Origin of the sequence: Pectinatus brassicae (assembly GCF_014201835.1) — a bacterium.
Classification (GTDB): domain Bacteria; phylum Bacillota; class Negativicutes; order Selenomonadales; family Selenomonadaceae; genus Pectinatus; species Pectinatus brassicae.
Genome location: NZ_JACHFH010000033.1, coordinates 1 through 22,703, shown reverse-complemented (window position 1 = coordinate 22,703; position 22,703 = coordinate 1). Strand labels below are relative to the sequence as shown.

Annotated in this window: 15 protein-coding genes; 14 read left to right on the top strand and 1 reads right to left on the bottom strand. The window is 37.1% G+C overall.

Features of this window, described 5'->3' with window-relative positions; genetic code table 11:
- Positions 1–175: 175 nt before the first annotated feature.
- From HNR32_RS11040 to truA, 8 genes are all read left to right on the top strand, one after another.
- On the top strand, positions 176–1,693 hold the full coding sequence (locus HNR32_RS11040) for a phosphohexomutase domain-containing protein (RefSeq protein ID WP_183862629.1): 1,518 nt from the start codon (positions 176–178) through the stop codon (positions 1,691–1,693).
- A gap of 151 nt (positions 1,694–1,844) precedes the next feature.
- Positions 1,845–3,344, top strand: coding sequence for a TIGR02677 family protein (locus tag HNR32_RS11035; protein WP_183862628.1), 1,500 nt, complete (start codon positions 1,845–1,847; stop codon positions 3,342–3,344).
- Positions 3,337–4,524 carry a TIGR02678 family protein gene (locus HNR32_RS11030; protein ID WP_183862626.1) on the top strand — a complete coding sequence of 396 codons (1,188 nt, stop codon included), beginning with the start codon at positions 3,337–3,339 and terminating at the stop codon, positions 4,522–4,524. Before HNR32_RS11035 ends, HNR32_RS11030 begins: the two co-directional genes overlap by 8 nt.
- A complete protein-coding gene (locus HNR32_RS11025; RefSeq protein ID WP_183862624.1) occupies positions 4,514–8,701 on the top strand; it encodes a TIGR02680 family protein in 4,188 nt (1,395 codons plus the stop codon). The genes HNR32_RS11030 and HNR32_RS11025 overlap by 11 nt, the downstream gene beginning before the upstream one ends.
- Complete coding sequence (locus HNR32_RS11020; RefSeq protein WP_183862622.1) at positions 8,691–9,992, top strand: TIGR02679 domain-containing protein; 1,302 nt, start codon at positions 8,691–8,693, stop codon at positions 9,990–9,992. The genes HNR32_RS11025 and HNR32_RS11020 overlap by 11 nt, the downstream gene beginning before the upstream one ends.
- Before the next feature lie 96 nt (positions 9,993–10,088).
- A complete protein-coding gene (locus HNR32_RS11015; protein WP_183862620.1) occupies positions 10,089–10,955 on the top strand; it encodes an energy-coupling factor transporter ATPase in 867 nt (288 codons plus the stop codon).
- Positions 10,948–11,751 carry an energy-coupling factor transporter transmembrane component T family protein gene (locus tag HNR32_RS11010; protein ID WP_183862618.1) on the top strand — a complete coding sequence of 268 codons (804 nt, stop codon included), beginning with the start codon at positions 10,948–10,950 and terminating at the stop codon, positions 11,749–11,751. The genes HNR32_RS11015 and HNR32_RS11010 overlap by 8 nt, the downstream gene beginning before the upstream one ends.
- A complete protein-coding gene (truA, locus tag HNR32_RS11005; RefSeq protein WP_183862616.1) occupies positions 11,751–12,524 on the top strand; it encodes a tRNA pseudouridine(38-40) synthase TruA in 774 nt (257 codons plus the stop codon). Before HNR32_RS11010 ends, truA begins: the two co-directional genes overlap by 1 nt.
- 40 nt (positions 12,525–12,564) lie before the next feature.
- Here truA and minD read toward each other — a convergent pair whose 3' ends face one another.
- Positions 12,565–13,356 carry a septum site-determining protein MinD gene (gene minD / locus HNR32_RS11000; protein ID WP_183862614.1) on the bottom strand — a complete coding sequence of 264 codons (792 nt, stop codon included), beginning with the start codon at positions 13,354–13,356 and terminating at the stop codon, positions 12,565–12,567.
- Positions 13,357–13,896: 540 nt separating this feature from the next.
- Between minD and HNR32_RS10995 the strand changes: the two genes are divergently transcribed.
- The 6 genes from HNR32_RS10995 (at position 13,897) to recO (ending at position 22,322) form a co-directional block, all read left to right on the top strand.
- Positions 13,897–18,123: a 2-hydroxyacyl-CoA dehydratase gene (locus HNR32_RS10995; RefSeq protein WP_183862612.1), complete on the top strand. Its 4,227-nt coding sequence runs from the start codon at positions 13,897–13,899 to the stop codon at positions 18,121–18,123.
- Between the two features lie 402 nt (positions 18,124–18,525).
- Entirely contained in the window at positions 18,526–19,512 is a 987-nt protein-coding gene (locus HNR32_RS10990) for a PhoH family protein (protein ID WP_375782639.1), read from the top strand.
- 10 nt (positions 19,513–19,522) lie between these two features.
- A complete protein-coding gene (gene ybeY / locus HNR32_RS10985) occupies positions 19,523–19,984 on the top strand; it encodes an rRNA maturation RNase YbeY (RefSeq protein WP_183862639.1) in 462 nt (153 codons plus the stop codon).
- Between the two features lie 39 nt (positions 19,985–20,023).
- On the top strand, positions 20,024–20,962 hold the full coding sequence (gene era / locus HNR32_RS10980; protein WP_183862610.1) for a GTPase Era: 939 nt from the start codon (positions 20,024–20,026) through the stop codon (positions 20,960–20,962).
- A 20-nt stretch (positions 20,963–20,982) separates the two neighbouring features.
- Complete coding sequence (locus HNR32_RS10975) at positions 20,983–21,588, top strand: DUF502 domain-containing protein (protein WP_183862608.1); 606 nt, start codon at positions 20,983–20,985, stop codon at positions 21,586–21,588.
- Positions 21,588–22,322, top strand: coding sequence for a DNA repair protein RecO (gene recO / locus HNR32_RS10970; protein ID WP_183862606.1), 735 nt, complete (start codon positions 21,588–21,590; stop codon positions 22,320–22,322). The genes HNR32_RS10975 and recO overlap by 1 nt, the downstream gene beginning before the upstream one ends.
- The last annotated feature ends 381 nt before the right edge of the window (positions 22,323–22,703 follow it).

The window sequence follows — 22,703 nt, the reverse complement described above, 5'->3', positions numbered from 1 at the left end:
ATTAATCACTGCTTTACGTCCTTTTTATATAGAAAATAAAAAACTTTTGCATTTATGGGAAAATGTGATACTCTTTAAGGTAAAGAGTACTATCATTATAAATTTGTTTTAGACTGAAATATGCCCATAAATAACTTAAAATACACTAGTATTTTCACAGGAAGGAATGAGTTTAATGTCAGATGATAAAGCAATATTAAAATTACAAAATGGCAGTGATGTTCGCGGCGTAGCCGTAGAAGGAGTAGAGGGCGAGCCAGTTACTCTGACACTTGATTATACTAACCGCATAGCAGCCGCTTTTGTAAAATGGCTGGCAGCTAAAGAAAATAAGCCAGCAGCTGAGTTGAAGATTGCCGTGGGTCATGATTCACGTATTTCTGCGCCGGCACTAAAGCAGCAAGTAATAAAAGCTATTGTTGGCACGGGAGCCCAAGCATATGACTGCGGGTTGGCTACTACACCGGCAATGTTTATGTCGCTTGTATATGAAAAAACAGATTTTACTGGTTCAATGATGATTACAGCCAGTCATCTGCCATTTAATCGTAATGGTTTGAAATTCTTTACGATGGAAGGCGGCATGGAAAAAGCCGATTTAACCGATATGCTTAAAATTGCGGTAGATACAGATGTAATTGAAGCAGATACTGATAAAGCTGTTAAATGTGATTTGATTGATCTTTATGCCCAGGATTTATGCGAAAAAATTCGTAAGGGAATAAAGGCTGATGATTTTTATCATCCATTAGCAGGATTACATATCGTCGTTGATGCAGGCAATGGTGCCGGCGGCTTTTTCGTCGAAAAAGTATTAGGACAGCTCGGAGCTAAGACTAAAGGCAGTCAATTCTTAGAACCAGATGGGCATTTCCCTAACCATATTCCTAATCCTGAAGACAAAAAAGCTATGGAAGCATTACGCAGTGCAGTTATTAAAAATAAAGCCGATTTAGGTCTTATCTTTGATACTGATGTAGATAGAATGTCAGCAGTGCTTTCTGATGGACGGGAAATTAATCGTGATGCACTTATTGCCATGATGGCAGCAATTTTGGCACCGGATTATCCCAATTCCACAATTATTACAGATTCTGTTACTTCAGATAAGCTTACAGCCTTTTTGGAAGGGGAATTGCATTTAAAACATCATCGTTATATGCGTGGCTATAAAAATGTTATCAATGAATGCCGACGTCTCAATGAAAAAGGTGAAGTATCACCGCTGGCAATTGAAACAAGCGGACATGGTGCTTTAAAAGAAAATTATTATCTTGATGATGGTGCTTATTTGGCAGTAAAACTTTTGATTGCTGCAGCTATAGCGCAAAAAGAAAATAAATCATTGGAAAGTCTTATTGAAAAATTGCAGCCAATATATGAAGAAGCCGAATATCGCATGAATATAAAATGTGAAGACTTTAAAGCATATGGGCAGGATGTTTTAAAAACTTTTGAGCAAAGAGCTAAAGAAAAAAATTATACGGTAGTTACTCCATCATATGAAGGCGTGCGTCTGTCCTTTAATGGTGAAGTTAATGGCTGGGCGTTATTGCGCCAGTCTCTACATGACCCTAAGATGCCGCTTAATGTTGAGGGTAACGGCAAAGGCGATTGCAGTAAGATAACGGCAATTATGTGTGATTTGCTGGCTGGTTTTGATAAGCTTGATATGAGTACTTTAGAAAAATGAGATAATTTTACTTACCAAATACCCGGCTGATATATTAATCAGCTGGGTATTTTTAATTTACTGTTAGGAATATCTAAAAGAATTTACGGTTATAGTGTAGAATAATAAAAGAAGGTTATGATGATTAAATATTTAGAAGGAAATAAATAAAATGGTAGAGCAAAGTACTTTAAAAAGAATATCGGAAACAGCCTATTTAAATCAGGAGAATACCTGGCGATACCGCAGTATCATTCATTTTTGTTATAAAAAACATGAGCGGATGCAGACATATATTTATCCGGAAGAAATATATCAATATTTGCGGGAAGATGACCATTTTAAGGAATATACAAGTGAACAGCTTAGTCAGGACTTAAATCAGCTGATACAATGGCATAATTTATCGGCCCAGCAGGAAACCGCTAATATGAATACAATAGATGATTTCAAAAAGAAAAAATTACGTTATCAGTGTACGCCATACACCGTAGAAATAGAACGCATGATACAGAATCTGCAAAAGATTGGCAGTGAATTTGGCGGATCGCTGGAAACAACGCAGTTTGATAGACTGCTGCATTCCATAACAATGCTTTTAGATAAGGGAAATGATTTAAGTGCCGAGAATTTAAATCAGACCTGGAATGATTTATGTCATTATTTTAAAACAATGGTGCAAAATGCTGCCGATTATTTGGCGCATGTTAAAAGTGAAAAAGTTGAAGAACGCATGAAAACAAGTGAATTTATTATTTATAAGGATAAATTTACTCATTATTTGCAAAACTTCATGATAGGTTTGCAGCATTCGTCATTGCAGATTGAGGCAGTATTTAAAAGAAATGACGCAGTAAAAGAGAAAAATATAATAGATAAAATAGCTAATTATCAGCTTAATTATCGGCTTGGTGAAGAAAAAACAGAAAAAGATTACTTTGATGAATATATGGAGCAGTATTTGGCTATAAAAGAATGGTTTTTGGGCGCCCAGTATCGTGAAAGCGAGTTGCGGGTATTATATGGGGAAACGATGGAAACAATAAGGCGGATAACACGTTTTGCCAAAAGGTTAGCTGAACGTCATCAGGCCTTTCGCAGCCGCAAAAATGATTACATATATTTGTCCCGCTGGTTTTTACGGTTAGGGTCACAGCAGGAAGCAGCCAAGCTCAGTGCGGTATTATTCGGTGCTGTACAGATGCGGCATTTTTATGCAAAGCCGCGTAGTAGTGATAGTTTTGATATCCTGCTGCAGGAGGAAGCTCCCACGGTTATCGAGATGAAACCGCGAACAAAAACATATCGGGAAAAAAGTAAACAGCAGGCTATGACTGAATATGCAGCAGAAAAAAGACTGGTTTTACAAAAGTATCGTGAACAGCAAATAGTGCATGATGAGTTAATCGATAAACTAATTCATCATGATAGTATTGATTTGGCTGAATTGCCTAAAATATCCGCTGCTGTGCGTAAAACTCTGCTGGGCTGGATAACACGCTGCCTGCAGCAGGAAACCCGTCAGATTCAGACTCAGACGGGACGACAGGTGAAATTGCTATGGGATAATAATACTACTGAAACCATTGTATTAAAAAGTGATGATGGTGAATTTGTTTTACCGAAAATGAAATTGCAGGTAACGGCGGCGAGGATGAAAAATTATGGATAATAATATGAAACGTGCTATGATGCTGCTTTTAGAAAATAAATGGCTCATAAGAAAAAAATTACCTGAGGAATATAATTTGGTACGACGTTATGAAAAAGAGCTGCAAAGATATTTTCAAGATAAATGCGGCTGGCTGCTTGTCAGCAATCAACGTTTTTACAAGCTGGAAAAGATACCAGCAAGGGCTGAGGCATTTATGGGGATTAAAGAATTTCAGCAGGCAGAGGATTATGTATTGCTTTGCTGTATTATGGCGTATTTGGAAGAACAGGAAGTTGACAGTAAATTTTTATTGAGTGATTTATGTGAGGCTTTGCTGGAATATTATCCAGACGAAGAATTTAACGACAAAATAAATTGGGAGTCATATAATTGGCGGCGGGCATTGGTCAGAGTAATAAACTATCTATTGTCAATGGAAATATTGCGCTGGATAGATGGTGACCGCAGCGGTGAAAATTTTTTAAGCAATGATTTTTCGCGTGAATCTTTTTCGGGGGAAACACTTTATCAGATAACGATATTGTCGCGTTATTTTTTACGTAGTTACCCTAAAGACCTGCAAAACTATGATGATATTGCCAGTTTATATCAAAGTGAGTTTATGGAAAATGATGCGGTGGAAGCGGAAGAGGTAGCTCATCGTCGTCATAATGTCTATCGGCAGCTATTATTGTCCCCTATTTTTTATAAAGAAACGGCTGCTGATGATTTTGCCTACTTACGCAAGATGTATCGGCGTATAAATGAAGAAATGATGGAACTGTTTGAAGTTGATGTACAGCTATATGATGATTGTGCTATGGCAGTAAGTAATGAGCGTAATACTTGGTTTAAAGATGTTTTTCCCGCACGTTTGAAAGGTAGTCATGATGTTATTTTGAGCTTGGCTGCGTATTGTTGGGAAAATAGTATTAAGCCACAGGCGTTATCATTAAACGAGTTTATAAATTTGGCTGAGAAGACTGCGCAGCAATTTAATAGTGGCTGGACCAAGGAATTTCGTGAAATGACAGCAGAAAAACTGTCGCGGGCAATTTTGGCGGAAATGATGGAGTGGCAGATGGTATTTTGGCACGAACAAGAAAATATGGTGATATTGCAGCCGGCATTATTTAAGTTAATTGGCAAATACCCGGCAGATTATTTGGCAGGAGGTACTACAGCATATGGAAAGTAATAAATGGCAGTTACACAGAGCCGGAATACTTAATTATTGGTATTATGATGAGGCTGAATTTTTATTTGCTGGTGGAAGGCTGTTATTGCGGGGCAGCAATGGTGCCGGTAAATCAGTAACGATGCAAAGTCTTATTACATTGCTGCTGGATGGTGTAAAGTCAGCTGAACGATTGGATAGTTTTGGCTCACGCTCACGTCGAATAGAAGATTATCTTTTAGGCGAAAAAGAAATAAGTAATTATGATGAGCGGACAGGTTATTTATTTTTGGAGTATAAAAGACAAAAAAGCGAGCAGTATATTACGACAGGGATAGGTCTGCATGCTCGTCGTAATGCCGGAAAAGTAGATTTTTGGGGATTTATCGTAACAGATAACCGGCGTATAAATAAGGATTTTTATCTTTATAAAATGGAAAAAAATCCTCAGACCGGTGAAAAACAGCGTATTCCCCTGTCACGCCGAGAACTCGAGAATCGGTTGGGTACAGGTGGACGGTTGACTTTGTCACAGAAGGAATATATGCAACTGGTTAATCGTTATATTTTTGGGTTTAAAGATATTGATAAGTATCGCGAGTTGATGCGTTTGCTTATACAATTGCGCAGTCCCAAATTATCACGTGATTTTAAGCCCAGTGTAATATATGAAATATTAAACGAATCGTTGCCGGCTTTAAGTGAAGAACAGCTGCAGCCTTTATCGGAAACAATTGAAAGTATGGAAAAAACCAAACTGGCTATTGAACAACTGCAGCGGGAAGAAAAATCTTTTAATGGTATCTGTCGCGAATATGATGCTTATAATCGTGGTGTGTTAGTGCAGCAGATTTTAGCGGATAGAACTTATAAGCAGCGTTATGAATCAGCTAAAAAAAATTATGCGGCTTGTCTGCAAGAACAAGAAACGGCTCAGCAATGTTGTCAACTGGCACAAGAACAACAACAAAAGCTCATTATCGAACAAGATGAGCTCAGCAATGAAAATGAAGAACTTAAAAATAATAAAATTTATCGTGCTGCCTCTGATAAACGTGATAAAGAAGAATTATTGCAGAAAAAACAAAATGATTATGAGCGTCTGGCAGAAACTTTAAGTGAGAAAAAGCGGCGAGAATTTGAATTAACTGATGTGGTGCATACTTATGAAGAAAAAATAGTTCAGCTGGAAACAACAGTTGCTGACATACTGGATGAACTAACTGATATAGCAAAGACAGCGCAGTTTGTCTTTGCAGAGGTAATGCAGGCGGGATATGCTGTAAATAACAACGATAATGCTGTTCATTTTTCAGCATGGCAGCAGGAAATAGATAATTATAGCAGTCATTTACAGTGTTTGCGCAGGGCAGCACAGGCTTACCAAAAATTAACTGATAATTATAGTCGCATTGAAAAGGAATTGGGACAGGAAAATAAACTGCTGGATGAATATCAACGGCAATATGAAAAGATTACTGCCCAATTGGAAGAGCAGCGGGACAAATTAGTAAAAGCCTATTATGAATGGAAAAACAAATATAAAAATATTTTGCCAATTGATATCGAAGCAGAAACAAGGATAATAACTGTTTTACAGGAATTATATGATGGACAGCAATGGGAAGACGCAGCAATTGTGCTGGAAAATCAGTGCATAGATATTATACAAAGTAATAACGCTATTTTGGGAGAGTTTATTGCTAAGCAGAAAATTTTGGATAATGAAATTGTACAACTTGAACAACAGCTTAAAGTATTACGAGAAACAAAAGAAGCCGTGCCAATGTTATCAGAGGAAATGCAGCAGGCTAGAAAATATTTAACTGAAAATAAAATTAAATGGACAGCTTTTTACGAAAGTGTTGAATTTAGAGAAACGGTGACGGCACAGCAGCAGTGTGCTATTGAAGCAGCATTAACTGGCAGTGGTGTTTTAAATGCGTTGATACTGGAAAGTGATGCTGTGAATGAGAGGCTGCCACAACAAATGCGGGGAAATATTGTTGGCAGCGCGATGGTTCCGGTATTGGCTAAAACCTTATTTGATTATTTGCAGCCAGGTGAAAAAACAGTTGTGGGAAAAGAACGTATTGCCAGTATTTTGAGCAGTATTGTTGTTGATGAAGCGTTCTATGCTTATAGTGCTGATGCTTATATTAGTATAAATGTACAAAATGGAGCCTATCACTATGGGAATATCAGCGGTTGTGAAATTTTGTCAGCAGAAGCAATGTATTTAGGCAGTCAGGCAAGAAAATTGTATAGACAAAAGCAAATTATTGAAAAACAGCAGATACTGCAGGAACGGCAGGCTGAGAATATTGAGATAAAAAATGCAGTAGAAAAAATTAAGAATAAAATTACTCAGATAGTAATGGCAAAAAAAGATTTTCCTGCGGAAAAAGAAATTAAGCTTGTATATAATAGTCAGCAACAGTATCAAAGTGAACTTGAAAGGCAGAGTAAAAAAGTTGCTGACAAAGAAAGGGCTAAGGGAAAGCTTGCGGAGGAAATGCGTCAACAACAGCAGGAAATAAATAAACTGCGTGGGAATAATACGCTGCCTTTTACCAGTGAAGCCTATGAGAACGCACAAGATGAGATGCAGCGCTATAATAGTTATTTTGCTAAATTGCAAATAGAGCAAAAAGACTATGATAATGTTCAGCGTAATCGTCAGCGTATATGTGCCGATATAGATTATGTACAGACCGAAATTGATGAATTTATCGGACAACGCTTGGAATGTGAACTGGAAGTAAATAAATTAAAAAAACGTCTGGACACGATTAATAGTTACCTGCAGGAAACGGATATTGATAAATTAGACAAGCGCATAGCTGCAGTAATGCAGCGATTAAGTTTGCTGCCAAAGGCGATAAATGAACAGGTCGCCATTAATGCCAAAAATCAAGGAGTAATTGAGCAGACTACTGTTCAATTGGAACAACTGCAGCTGGAATGTAATTTCTATAAAAAAATAACAGAGGCTGCGCAGAAATTATTAAACGATGAAATTGCGCGTGGCCTGATTATTCCAGCAATTACCGATGAATCAGAATTGGCAAATATAGTAAAAAAATGGGAAAAAAGCGGCAGAAAAACATTAACCCAGCTTATGAGTAAATTGAATGAAAAATTCTCTTATGAGCAGATGCATCTGCAGGAATACCGTTTGCAGATTCGTCAGCTTGATGAACAAATTATGACAATACCAAATTTAGATGGCGCAGATAGAAAAAGTGAATGGGAAAATGAATGGAATAATTTGGCGGAAAAGGCAAAACGCCAGATAATAGTAATAGAAACAGCAGGAAATTTATTAAATCCATATCAGCAGGCGGATATCATAAAAAAACATTTAATTGAGCAGGAAAATCTTTTATCGGAGCAGGATAAAAGACTTTATGAAGAAATAATAATGAACAATATTGGGCGGGCTATCAGCCAAAAAATTTATGCCGCTGAGCATTGGGTTAAACAAATGAATTCGCTTATGCAGAAAAGTGATACTTCAAGCGGTATAAAATTTAGATTGGAATGGAAACCGCTGCGTGGGCAGGATGATGCCGAGTTAGATACAGGAGAACTGGTGGATTTACTGCATATGGATCCTGCTTTACTCAAGGATGAGGATATGAAAAAGATTGTGGAACATTTTTCGGCACGAATTAAGCAGGCCAAGGAAGAGGCGGAATTACAGCAAAAAGATCTTGAGTTTTTTCAGCAGGCAGTTCGTGATTTGCTCGATTATCGTCAGTGGTTTAATTTTAAACTCTTTTATGATCAGGGGCAGCAGATAAAAAAACGAGAACTCACAGATAAAATATTTTTTCGCTTTAGCGGCGGTGAAAAAGCTATGGCTATGTATATTCCGTTGTTTTCGGCGGCGTATTCCCGTTATCTTGAAGCAGGAAAGGATGCGCCGTTTATAATAACGCTTGATGAAGCTTTTGCTGGTGTTGATGAAAAAAATATTCGTGATATGTTTAATTTGGTAGAGAAATTAGGTTTTAATTATATAATGAATTCACAGGCTATTTGGGGTGATTACGATGTGGTGCCACAGCTTAATATGTATGAGTTGCTGCGTCCCGCCAATGCTCCATATGTGCAGTTGTTTGGCTGTCATTGGGATGGACATGTGCGCAAAATGCTTTTGACTGGTGAGGATATACAAGCTGATGAAAAATGAAGAAGATATTTTAAAAACAGCAAAAGTCTATTTTAACGATAATGAAATTTTATCTCGTTTAGCAGGATGTTTCTGTGATAAATATCGCAGTCTCGGACATTGGGGAGGTGTTGTGGAGTTCACAGCACTTAGCAGTAGTGATAAAGAAATATTGTCGGGTTTTTTAGGTAAATATATACGAGAAAGTAAAGTGCGTATAAGCTATAAAAAATTTTGTAGTGCATGGAAAAATACGCGGTTTGCGGCTATTGAACTGGAAAACTTTTTAAAGTATTATCACAAAGGCTCGCTTATTTCTAAACAACAGGAAAAATTACTACAGCAAAAAAATCAGCTGGCAATTATCGATGAATTATTAGAAAAACATATGATCGGTGCGGCTAATAAATGGCTGCAAGCATTAAAAAATAAAGAGTTATATCTGTATCGTCGAGAATTAGCCAATAATAAAAAGTTATTGCAGCTGCTGGCAGAAGCTTTGGATAATTTACCGACGGACTATGAACGGCTGCCAGTTTTTGCTAATAGAGTAAGCGGTAATCCGCATATTTTTGATGTCAACACGGTGGAAGCTAATGTACTATTGCAGGCATTGGCATTTTTGGCTGGTACTAATATGGCTATAATGAGTATTGATGCTAAAACAGAAATTTTTTATCGGCATAAATTATTGCGCGATGATATCCTTAATTTTGCTACTGTGTTTGGTTTGTGTGGTTTTGATGATACTGGTCGGATTGCTTACTGGTATGAAGCGGCTAAAATAAAGGCACCGCTTAATCTGCCTTTACGGGAAATTGTTCGTGCAACGAAAATTCGTCCAATAGCTGAAGTTAAAAATAAAGAAAAATATATTGTGTATGTAGTAGAAAACTCTGGTGTTTTTTCAGCAATTATCGATTATTTACAACAGAGTGGTAATAATCAAGCTGTGATATGTTTACATGGGCAGCTAAAAATGGCATCATGGGCATTACTGGACAGACTATATAGCAGTGGGGCAGAGTTGTATTATTCTGGTGATTTTGACCCCGAGGGATTGGGCATTGTCGAAAAAATAATAGAGCGGTATGGCACACGTGTTAAATTATGGCATTTTAATGCCCGGCAATATATTGATATTGTTGGAGAAAATAATGATAAGAATAATGTATTATCAGATGAGCGACTTAAAAAGCTTGATAAAATCAAACAATCATCATTAGAGCAGCAGGTTCAATTATTACAAAAATATAAACAAGCTGTGTATCAAGAGAGTTTTATAAATGATTTATTAAATGATTTTTTCTAATGTAAACAGCTATGTTTATTGCGTTTACCATTATATGCCTGTATAATATCTAATTGATATTATTTGTGTATAAAAGATGAATTATGGTGAGATAAAGTGGCAATTGAAATAAAAAACGTTACCTATACATATATGAAAAAAACACCTTATGAAAAAGATGCATTAAAAAATGTGTCATTGACAATTGATAAGGGCAGCTTTGTGGCAGTGGCCGGACATACCGGCTCGGGTAAATCAACTTTAATGCAACATTTAAACGGATTGTTAAAACCGTCAGATGGGCAGGTAGTGGTTGATGATATCGATATAAACGGCAAAGGTTCTGCTGTAATAACAGCTAAAAGATCTGTAGGAATGGTCTTTCAATATCCTGAACATCAGTTGTTTGAAGAGACAATTTTTGCTGATATTGCTTTTGGTCCCAAGAATTTTGGCTTAGATGAAGCAGAAATAACAAGTCGTGTACAGGCAGCTATGGAATTTGTAAAGCTTGATTATAAAAAATACAAGGATATGTCACCGTTTGCATTGAGTGGTGGTCAGATGCGGAGGGTAGCTATTGCTGGCATTATTGCCCTGCAGCCACGTTATCTGGTGCTTGATGAACCAACGGCAGGACTTGATCCTCAGGCAAAACGTGATTTACTAAATAATATCAGGCAGCTTTATGATAAAGGTGATACCACTGTTATTATGGTATCGCATAATATGGATGATATTATGGGGCTGGCGCAGCGGGTAATCGTACTTAATAATGGGGAGATAGCTGCTGATGGCAGACCAGCGGAGATTTTTAATAAAAATGCTGTATTAGAACAAGCCGGTCTGCGGCCACCCCGCCTTACACAGCTACTGCAGAAAATAAATGATGAAGTTGTACCAGTAAAGACCAATTATACGAATGTTGATGCTGCGGCAGAAGCCGTAAGTCAGGCTTGGCATAGGAGGGGGAAAAATGCTTAGTGATATAATGATTGGGCAGTTTTTCCCCGGAGAATCTGTTTTGCACCGTATTGATGCAAGAGCAAAAATTTTAATGTTGTTTGCATTAATTCTTAGTATTTTTTTATGTGACAGCAGAGCGGATTATGCGTTATTGATAATATTTAATATCATATTAATGTATATTTCTCAGATACCAATTAGAATGTATATGAAGTCGCTAAAACCAATGTTTTGGATAGTACTGTTTACATTTATAGTTCATTTGTTCAGCGGTGAAGGGCCGACTTTATTAAAAGTATGGATTTTTAATATTACTTGGAGTGGTTTATCCCAGGGAATATTTATAACAATTCGGTTATTATTATTGATACTTATGGCATCAATACTCACATTTACGACTTCACCGTTAGTGTTGACGGATGCCCTTGAGAGTCTTTTAAAACCATTTAAAAAAATTGGTGTACCGGCACATGAAATTTCGATGATGATGACAATTGCCCTGCGCTTTATTCCAACACTTATAAATGAAACGGATAAGATTATCAAGGCACAAAAATCACGCGGTGCTGATTTTACATCGGGCAATATTATGACCAGATTAAAATGTGTGATGCCAATACTTATCCCATTATTTGTCAGTGCTTTTCGCAGAGCTGACGAGTTGGCATTGGCGATGGAATCACGCTGCTATCATGGCGGTGAGGGCCGGACACGCATGAAACAGATGCATCTTACCAGGCTGGATGGATTTGTTACGGGTGGTTTTATTGTTTTTCTGTTGGTGTTGATAGTTTTACGATTAAAGGGTATGTAATGAAATCAGAGCATAAAGAATTGATGAAACAAAGAAAACGAAATATTTGTCTGACGGTAGCTTATGATGGAACTGAATATCATGGCTTTCAGCGCCAAAAAAATTGTACAGCGGTACAAAATGTATTGGAAGATGTATTGCCGCGGATTTTTAATGATTCTATTGAATTGGCAGCGGCGGGGCGAACTGATGCTGGTGTTCATGCCAAAGGGCAGGTCGTTAATTTTTTTACCGATGGAATTATTCCAGTTGACAGCATACCAAGAGCGGCTAATAGACTATTACCTAATGATATAGTAGTTACAGCAGCTCGTGAAGTAGATCGGGACTTTAGTGCTCTGCACAGTGCTAAAGATAAAATATATATTTATAAAGTGCACAATAATAAAATACCAAATCCCTTATTGCGCCGCTACAGCTGGCATTATGAATACAATTTGCAGCTTGAGCCGATGCAGAAGGCATTGGAATATATAGTGGGCACACATGATTTTTCTTCATTTAAAGCAGCCGGTGGAGCGCCTAATATGAATCCAGTGCGGACTATATATGAAGCCCAGTGCGAAAAGGAAGATGATATGTATACATTTCGTTTTTGGGGCAATGGTTTTTTATATCATATGGTACGCAATATAGTGGGTACAGTGGCGACAGTTGGCAATAACAGAATGTCATTAGAACGTTTTAAACAGGTAATAGTGTCAAAGGATAGAACGAAAGCTGGTAAGACTGCACCGCCCGAAGGACTGTTTTTATGGCAGGTAAATTATTAAAAAAGAGCTGATTTGCTTAACGCAAATCAGCTCTTTTAAGTTACTTTTTAAATAGACTTTTTAGTTTATCAATAATTGTTGGCGGGCTGACAAGATTGACAAAAGGAATGTCCTCTCCGCAGATGCGCTGGGCAATATTTTTAAATATTTGTGCCGATAGGGCAGCGTCATCTTCAATAATACTTTGTCCCTTATTAGTGTATTTTATAATAGCTTCTTCATCGGGCAGCTGACCGATTATATCAACACCGAGAATTTCCGTTATATCCTGGGTATCAAGCATATCATTTTTGCGAATCATATCGGGGCGGATACGATTGATGATTAATTTTATATCAGTAAATTCGGCGCGGTTTAATTCACCGATTATTTTGTCGGCATCACGTAATGCTGACATTTCGGGCATGGTAACTACTATAGCTGAATCGGCTGCAGCAATCGAAGTCTGGAAACCTTGCTCAATACCAGCAGGGCAGTCAATTAATATGTAATCAAAGTCATTGCGCATCTCATTACAAATTTTTACTAAAGCATCCGCATTAAGCGCAGATTTATCATATTTTTGCGATGTCGGTAAAAGATATAAGTTCTCATAAAGCGGATGCTTGATAAGGGCATTTTGATAAGGAATTTTACCTTCGGCAACATCAATTAAAGTAGAGCATATATGGTTTTCCAAGCCTAATACTAAATCTAGATTTCTAAGACCTGTATCTGTATCAATTAAAGCGGTTTTTTTCCCGGCGGCAGCAAGGGCAGCTCCAAGATTAGCAGTAGTGGTAGTTTTACCTACACCACCTTTACCGGATGTAATGACGATAATTTCACTCAAAAGTTATTCCTCCGTACAATGATTTATACGTATATTATTTATTGTTATTATAGCATAAATAATTATATATAGTAGAGGAGTTTTAGTAAAAATAGAGAGGGATACAGATATATTATAGTGTGGAGTGATAAAATATTATGATATTGTTCATAAATAAAAAGAGCTAGTGATATAAGAGAAGTAAATAGTTCCTTATTGAAATTAATTATTAATTATGGTATAACATAAGCATGAATATATTGCGAAAATAAAGCAATAGGTATAAAATATAAATATCTTATAAATGGTGGATATACAATATAAAATACGATTTATCGATAATTACTCGCTCTAATACTTTTAATAAATGTATTAGGGCGTTTAGCAGTTCTAGGGAATATTTTACAAATAAACAAAAGTTGCGTTGATGATATGTTTTTTATGCGGTTTATGTTTATGGAGCGGTAAGATATTTGTAAAAGTAATTATCATTAGTATTTACAGTAAATGATAATTATATTATTATAGTCATACCTAATAATGTATTGCGGGGTGGTAGTTATGAATTCTATTTGGAAAATCGGAATTGATATAGGTTCTACAACTATAAAAACCGTTGTTTTGGATGAATTTGAAAATATAGTATTTAAACAATATAAGCGTCATTTTTCTGAGATATATAAAGCGCTTAGTGAGGATGTATCTTTATTGAAAGATAAGATACAAAATCATGAGTTTTATTGCACGCTTACTGGTTCGGCTGGCATGGGGATGGCTGAGGCTATGGAAATTCCATTTGTACAGGAAGTTATTGCCTGTACACAGGCAATAAAAAAATGGATGCCGCAGACAGACGCAGCTATTGAGCTGGGCGGTGAAGATGCGAAGATAACTTACTTTGGAACAGCACCGGAACAACGCATGAATGGCGTGTGTGCAGGTGGTACGGGCTCGTTTATTGACCATATGGCATCACTTTTACATACTGATGCCAAGGGATTAAATGACTTAGCTGAAAAAGGTTCACGTATATATACGATTGCTTCACGCTGCGGTGTTTTTGCCAAAACTGATGTGCAGTCACTTGTAAATGATGGAGCAGCCAAAGCAGACATTGCCTTATCAATATTCCAGGCAGTAGTAAACCAGACTATTGGTAATTTGGCACAGGGCCGTCCTATTGAGGGGAATATAGCATTTTTGGGCGGACCATTATATTTCCTGTCAGCATTAAAAAAACAGTTTATAAAAACGCTGAAATTAGATAATGAACATACCATGGAAACAAAGGAAGGCTGTTATTTTGTGGCAATGGGAGCATCATTGTCAGAACCGACAGCCGTACTTAATTATCAGGGGCTATTGAATAAATTAGCTAAAGGCAGAAATATAAAACGCGATACTAGTGAAATGCCATTTGTGCTGTTTAAAGATGATGAAGAATATCGTGAATTTAAAAAGCGTCATGATGCCGATGTAGTAAAAAAAGGCGATCTAACAGGGTATACAGGACCAATTTATGTTGGAATTGATGCCGGTTCTACAACAACTAAAGTAGTAGCTATTGGCGAGAATAAGGAATTATTATATACATCATATGGCAGTAATAATGGTGTACCACTCGACAGCGTATTAAAAGCTATGCGTGATTTATGCAGTAAGATGAATGAATCAACTTACATAAAAAATATTGGCACTACCGGTTATGGGGAATATATTGTTAAAGCCGCGATTCATGCTGATTTTGGTGAGGTAGAAACCTTTGCCCATTTGCGGGCTGCCCAGGAATTTTGCCCTGATGTATCTGCGGTGCTTGATATTGGCGGACAGGATATGAAATGTTTCTTTGTGCAAAATGGGCATATTGCACAGATTGTTTTAAATGAAGCCTGTTCAGCTGGTTGTGGTTCGTTTATTGAAAATTTTGCACAGGGTTTATCAATGACGGCAGCAGACTTTGCCAGCAAGGGTATTGAATCACACCATCCGGTTGATTTAGGGACACGCTGTACGGTCTTTATGAATTCGCGTGTAAAACAGGCACAAAAAGAAGGGGCATCAGTAGCTGATATTTCAGCCGGTATAGCTTTATCGGTAATAAAAAATGCTTTGTTTAAAGTTATCCAGCTTAAGGACACTAAAGAAATGGGCGATGCCATAGTGGTTCAGGGCGGAACTTTTTATAATGATGCGGTACTTCGCTCCATGGAATTACTGTTAAAGAAAAAAGTTATAAGACCTGATATTTCTGGTCTTATGGGAGCATATGGCATTGCGTTATTGGCATTGGAAAGAAAAGCTGAAAAATCAACGGTATTGCCGGCAGAGGCATTGCAAAACTTTACAGTAGAATCAAAATCATATCGCTGTAAGGGCTGCGGCAATAATTGCCTGATAACAATGCAGAAATTTCCTGACGGCAGCAAATATTTTATTGGCAATCGCTGTGAAAAGGGTGCCGGTGGTGAGAAAAAACAGGAAGACAAGGTTCCTAATATTTATGAATATAAATATAATCGACTGTTTAATTATTATAAGCCATTGATAAATGCACCTAAGGGTAAAATTGGTTTGCCGCGCAGTCTTAATATGTATGAAGACTATCCGTTTTGGTATACGTTTTTTACAAAGCTGGGTTATGAAGTTGTATTATCAGGAAAATCATCAGCACAGCTTTATTATAAGGGGATGGCCACAGTTCCATCAGATTCATTATGCTATCCGGCTAAATTAGTGCATGGACATATTATGGATTTGGTGGAAAAAGATGTTGATACAATATTTTATCCGTGTATTCCTACTAATATTGAAGATGAAATAAATAAATCAGACAGCAATTACAATTGCCCAGTTGTAGCATCGTATGCGGAAAATATCAGAGCTAATATGGATATTCTTGAAAAAAGAAATATCCGTTTTATACAGCCGTTTTTACCAATAAACAACAAAAAAGCGATGTTAAAGCATCTTGTGGAAGAAATTAAAGTGTTATGCGGCGATAAAAAAGCTATTCATAATGCTCTGGAAGCTGCTTATGCTGAACTTGATAAATATAAAGAAGATATAAAAGAATATGCTGTTAAGATTTTAGCAAAAATTAAACAGGATAATTTAAAAGCAATCGTTTTATGTGGACGTCCTTATCATATTGATCCAGAAATAAATCATGGTATTCCGGAAATGATACAGCAATATGGTATAGCGGTTTTATCAGAAGATGCCTTATATCATCTGCCGGTACACGATGAGCCGTTAAGTATTGTCAACCAATGGACTTATCATGCCCGTCTTTATCATGCGGCGCAATATGTGGCTGAACATCCTGAATTAACACTTATTCAGTTTAGTTCATTTGGCTGTGGCTTGGATGCTATAACCACTGGACAGGTAAAAGAGATTTTAGAACGTCATCATTGTGTATATACGATGATAAAGCTGGATGAGGTTAGTAATTTGGGGTCGGCTAAGATTAGGCTGCGTTCACTGATGGCGGCATGGAAATACGGGATGAAGCAGGGCGAAGGAGCACCGGAAGTGATTCCGCCACGGGCTTATTTCAAAAAAGAATGCCAGACGGAACATACTATTTTAGCACCGCAAATGGCACCGCTTCATTTTGAATTGGTGGAAGCTGTTGTTAAAAAGCATGGCTATCGTATAGAAATACCGCAGATGCCTAAACAAGCGGCGGTTGATGAGGGACTGCGCTATGTACAAAATGATATGTGTTATCCGGCCATCATTGTTATTGGGCAGTTGCTTTATGCACTGAAGTCGGGCAAATATGATATTAACAATACATCGATAATGCTGTTTCAGACTTGCGGAGCCTGTCGCGCCACTAATTATCTTAACCTTATGCGCAAGGCTCTTAAGGATGCCGGCATGCCGCAGGTACCGGTATTTGCCTGCTATGGACGGGAAACCGATTCTTTTAAAATGACTACGGGATTATTTATAGATGTTTTAAAAGCTACAACGTATGCGGATTTATTGCAGCGGGTTCGTCATCGTACTTTGCCATATGAAGTACAACCGGGCAGTGTGGAAAGATTATTCAGGGCAACTATGAATAATTGCAAACGTGACCTTAGCAGTGATAAGAATCGCTATAGTACTTTTGCGGCTAATATTGAAAAAATTGTCCGTGATTTTGATAATATTGCTATTGACGATAGCACACGCAAACCGCGTATTGGAATTGTCGGCGAAATTTTAGCCAAATATCATCCGACTGCCAATAATCATTTGGAAGAAGTTCTTTTGGAAGAAGGAGCGGAAGTTGTAATGCCTGATCTTATGGATTTCTTTATGTATATGGCTTATGATGATGTTATTTCTTATAAAATGTTAGCCGGTAAATGGATGGACAAGTTTAAAGCTGAAATGGCAATAAAATTTATGGAATTTTATCGCCGCCCAATGCGCAAGGCTTTAAATAACAGCAAAAGATTTACTGCGCCGATAAGCATCAAGCAGATTGCGCAGCTTACCAAAGGTCATGTGTCTTTAGGTAATATGGCTGGTGAAGGATGGTTCCTTACCGGTGAAATGATAAAACTCATCAATGAGGGCGTCAATAATATAGTGTGTCTGCAGCCATTTGGCTGTTTGCCGAACCATATAACAGGCAAGGGCATGATTCGTGAACTTATAAAATCATATGAAGGTGCAAATATCGTTGCTATTGATTGTGATGCTGGGGTAAGTGAAGTAAATCAGTTGAATCGAATAAAATTAATGCTGTCAGTAGCTAAAGAACATTTAAAAAATAATGTTATCGCATGAAAATAAAATAATTTGCGTTATGTTAGTAAATAAAGTAGTGCGACATTTAAAGCCGTCCCTGCACGGTGTGTACTGTATCTCTAGAATGCTAAAGCATTAAGAGCTACAGCATAGGGAAGGTGGCTTGACGAAGTCAAGTCGGAAGGGTTAACCCCTCAGGCAGCTTTGCTGCCAGCTCCCCTACAGGGGAGCCTTTCCGGCATTTAAAATTTAATTAACACAAATAGAAAAACAATAAAAATATAATACAGAATAAAGAAAGAAAAAGCCGTTAGAAAAAGTTGCTTAATTGCTTAATCTAACGGCTTCCTTTTGTTTTTGCGGTAATAAATTATGATTGACATTTATACTTGATGCGGTAAAATTAAATTATAATTTAGAAAATAGGGGGCTTATCTGCATTTGCGAGAATTTACTGAAAGAAAAATAATTTTTAAGGATAGACAAGAAGCTGTTGCTTTATTGGGAGAGCATGATGAATTTTTTCGCTTGCTGAATGATAATTTTTCCTGCAAGATAGCGGGCCGTGGCACGGAAATCAGCATGAATGGTGAACAAAATGAGGTAGACTTAGCAGTGCAGGTAGTGGAAGAACTGCTGCAGCTTTATCGTCAGGGAACACCGATAACCATTCATGAAGTAAGATATGCTGTACAGCTTGTCAAAAAGGGAGAAGCGGAAAAACTTCACAGCCTGTTTAATGATACATTGTTTGTATCGGCTCGCGGCCGCACTATAAAACCAAAAACATTAGGTCAAAAAGTATACATTGATGCTATACGAAGAAATTCAATTACTTTTGGCATAGGGCCGGCGGGGACAGGCAAGACTTATTTGGCAGTAGTAATGGCTGTGATGGCACTTAGAAATCATGAAGTAGACAGAATAATTCTTACGCGTCCAGCGGTGGAAGCTGGCGAAAGACTCGGGTATTTACCGGGGGATATGCAGGAAAAAGTTGATCCGTATTTGCGCCCACTCTATGATGCATTGCAAGATATTTTAGGGTTGGAAACATATAAAAAATTAATGGAAAAAAATATAATTGAAACAGCGCCATTAGCATATATGCGTGGTCGTACGCTGGAAAGAGCCTTTGCCATTTTAGATGAAGCCCAAAATACAACTGGACGCCAAATGAAAATGTTTTTAACCCGTTTGGGATTTGGTTCCAAAATGGTCATAAATGGTGATTTAAGCCAGATTGATTTACCACGGGGCTTCATGTCAGGTCTTACAGAAGCTGTCAATATATTGCATGATACAAAAGGTATAGGAACAGTGCATTTTGATGAGACAGATGTTATACGCCATGATGTTGTAGCACGCATTATTAAAGCATATGATGCTTATGAGGCAGCTATGCTCAATGAGAATAAACATAGTTAATGGAGAAAATATGGAAATATTAATAGATAAAATACCGGAAGATTTAGCGGTTGACAGTGAAATATTATCTATAATAAATACAACGGTGGAAAAAATTGGACAGCTTTATGCTGTTGAGGATAGTGAAGTCAGTATAACTATAACTGATAATGATAATATCCATTTAATGAATAAGCAGTATCGTAATATTGATCGTCCTACCGATGTATTGTCATTTGCGCTTAATGAAGGACAGGAACCGGAAATTACAGGCGGACCGTCCACTAATATTTTAGGGGATATAATAATTTCGTTTGAAAAAGTACAGGAACAGGCAGCTGATTATGGTCATTCACTTAAACGTGAATTAGCATTTTTGACCACACATGGTATGCTGCATTTACTGGGATATGATCATATTGAAGAAAAAGACAGAATAGAAATGCGTAAAGAAGAAGAATTTGTAATGCAGCAGCTGGGAATAGAGCGCTGATATACATTTAAAAATAATATAATTAAAAAGGAAGTATCTATGAATAATAAATATAAATCAGGTTTTGCCGCTGTTATCGGTCGGCCGAATGTAGGAAAATCAACACTTATTAACAGTCTTATCGGACAAAAGATCGTTATAATGTCAGATAAACCACAGACTACCCGCAACAAAATAACATGCGTAATGACTGAGGAGAATATGCAGGTTGTCTTTATTGATACACCGGGCATTCATAAGCCAATGCATAAATTGGGTGAGCATATGGTTAATGCTGCCCAAAATACCCTTAAAGAAGTAGATGTCATCTTATTTGTAATCGATGCTACGGAAAAAATAGGCGGCGGCGAACGCTATATAATGAAACAATTGCAGGCTACTAATAAGCCAATTATTTTATTAATAAATAAAATAGATTTGCTCGATAAAGGGAGAATACTGCCGATAATAGCGGCTTATCAGGCTGAATATAAGAAAATTTGTGAAGAAGAAGGAAGTAAAAGCAAGACATCCAATAAATTTTCAACTGTTATTCCTATTTCAGCTAAAGAAAAAGATAATTTACCGGAATTACTAAAAGAACTTAATACGGCTTTGCCGGAAGGGCCGCAGTATTTCCCGGAAGATATGGTGACTGATCAGCCGGAACGATTGATTGTGGCCGAATTAATAAGGGAAAAGGTCTTACTTTCAACACGTGATGAAGTACCGCATGCTATTGCTGTTGATGTTGAAGAGATGACTACACGACAAAATAAGGATGTATATATAAGAGCGACTATTTATGTGGAACGTGATTCACAAAAAAGAATAGTCATTGGGGCTAAGGGCTCGTTATTAAAACAAATTGGTGCTAGTTCCAGAGCGGATATCCAAAACTTATTGGGCTCTAAAATCTATCTTGATTTGTGGGTTAAGGTGAAAAAAGACTGGCGTGATCGGGAACGTCTATTAAAAGAACTAGGTTTTAACGACTAATACTATGGGGGCGTTTTATCATGAAGAAAATAATGAATAAATTATCAAAGTGTTTTATAAATGGGATTATGATAATAACGCCGCTATTCATTACTTACTTAATAATTTCTACAGTGCGCTCAATGATGGATGCATTAATGGGGCATTATATACCAATAAAATTTCCAGGAATGGGAATAATAATTGCTGTGATTATTATCTTAGTGGTGGGCGGTTTATCATCAAATTGGCTGTCGAGACGATTTATTGGTATTGGGGAAGAGATCATTGGCAAGATTCCAGTGATTAAATTTATTTATAGCAGTGTAAAAAGATTATCTGACACTATTTTTAAATCCGGCAATATGTTTGATAATGCAGTATTGGTACCGTATCCCCATCCGGGAGTACGGTGCCTTGGGTTTTTAATGACGCCGGTTTCACCATTTATGGCTAAATATTTGGGAGAAGAAGAATATGTGTCGGTATTTATTCCTTGGAGTCTTAATATGACTTCGGGCTTCAATGTTTTTGTTCCTAAAAAAGACATTGTGCATATTGATATACAAGGAGAAGATGCATTGCAGTATATCATAACAGCTGGTGCAGTTATGCCGGGAGCTGGTAGTACTGGAGCAGTAAAATAATGGCATTATATACTACAAAAGCTATTATTTTAGGAGCGGTAAACTGGGGTGAAGCCGATCGCATAGTTACCTTTTTTTCACGGGAACGTGGTAAAATTAAGGCTGCTGCATATGGCTGTCGTCGCCCACGTAGCCGTTTAGCTACTATTTCGCAAATTTTCAGCATTGTTGACGTACAATTATCATCGGGGCAAAGATTAGATATTGTAAGAAATTGTGAACATAATGGATTTTTGGCAGACTTTTCTTTGGACTATACGGCATTTGCCTACGCATCCTTTATTGCTGAATTTGTAACAGAGGTTTTTGAAGAAGGACAAGTTCAAACGGAAGTCTATGATAAATTAATACAAATAATACCCGCTATGGTTAAACGTAACCCACGTATAGTAGCCTTGGCGGGATTTTTACAGTTGCTGGAGTATACGGGCTATCAGCTTCATTATGATAAATGTGTTGTCTGTGGGACAGACATACAAGATGATGCTTTTTTTTCCTACGAACAGGGCGGAGTTATATGCAATGAGTGTCATAACGATAAACATATTATTTTAGCGGAAAATGTTCGCAGGCTGATACTACACTTAAAGGTATTGCAATGGGATAAACTACAGTCGTTTAATATTCAGGGCAAAGATTTATTGGCGGCAGAGGCAATAATGCTAAATTATATAGAGTTTATTTTAGATAAAAGATTGAAATCGTTGGATTTTATTAATCAAATAATTAAGTAGAATTAGGGAGCAAATGTGTAAACAGTGCTCCTTAAATTTTGTAATAATGCTTTTCTTTATATAAATAATATAAGGGAAATATAACTAATTAAATAAAAAAACAAAAATATATTGACATTAAACTCTATTTTAGATATAATAATTTCTGCGCTTAAGGAAGTGGCAAGCACAAAAAACTGATTAAACATCAGGTTGAAAAGTTCTTGACACAAAGCAGAAGATAAGATATAATAACTTCTGCGCTTGAGAGAGCGGCAGGGACTTGAAATCATCGAGAGATCGAAAGAAAAAAGTTCTTGACAGAGCCAAACAGTTTAGATATAATATAAAAGCTGACTGTTGAGGCAGGCACCTTGAAAACTGAACAATACATCATTGTTT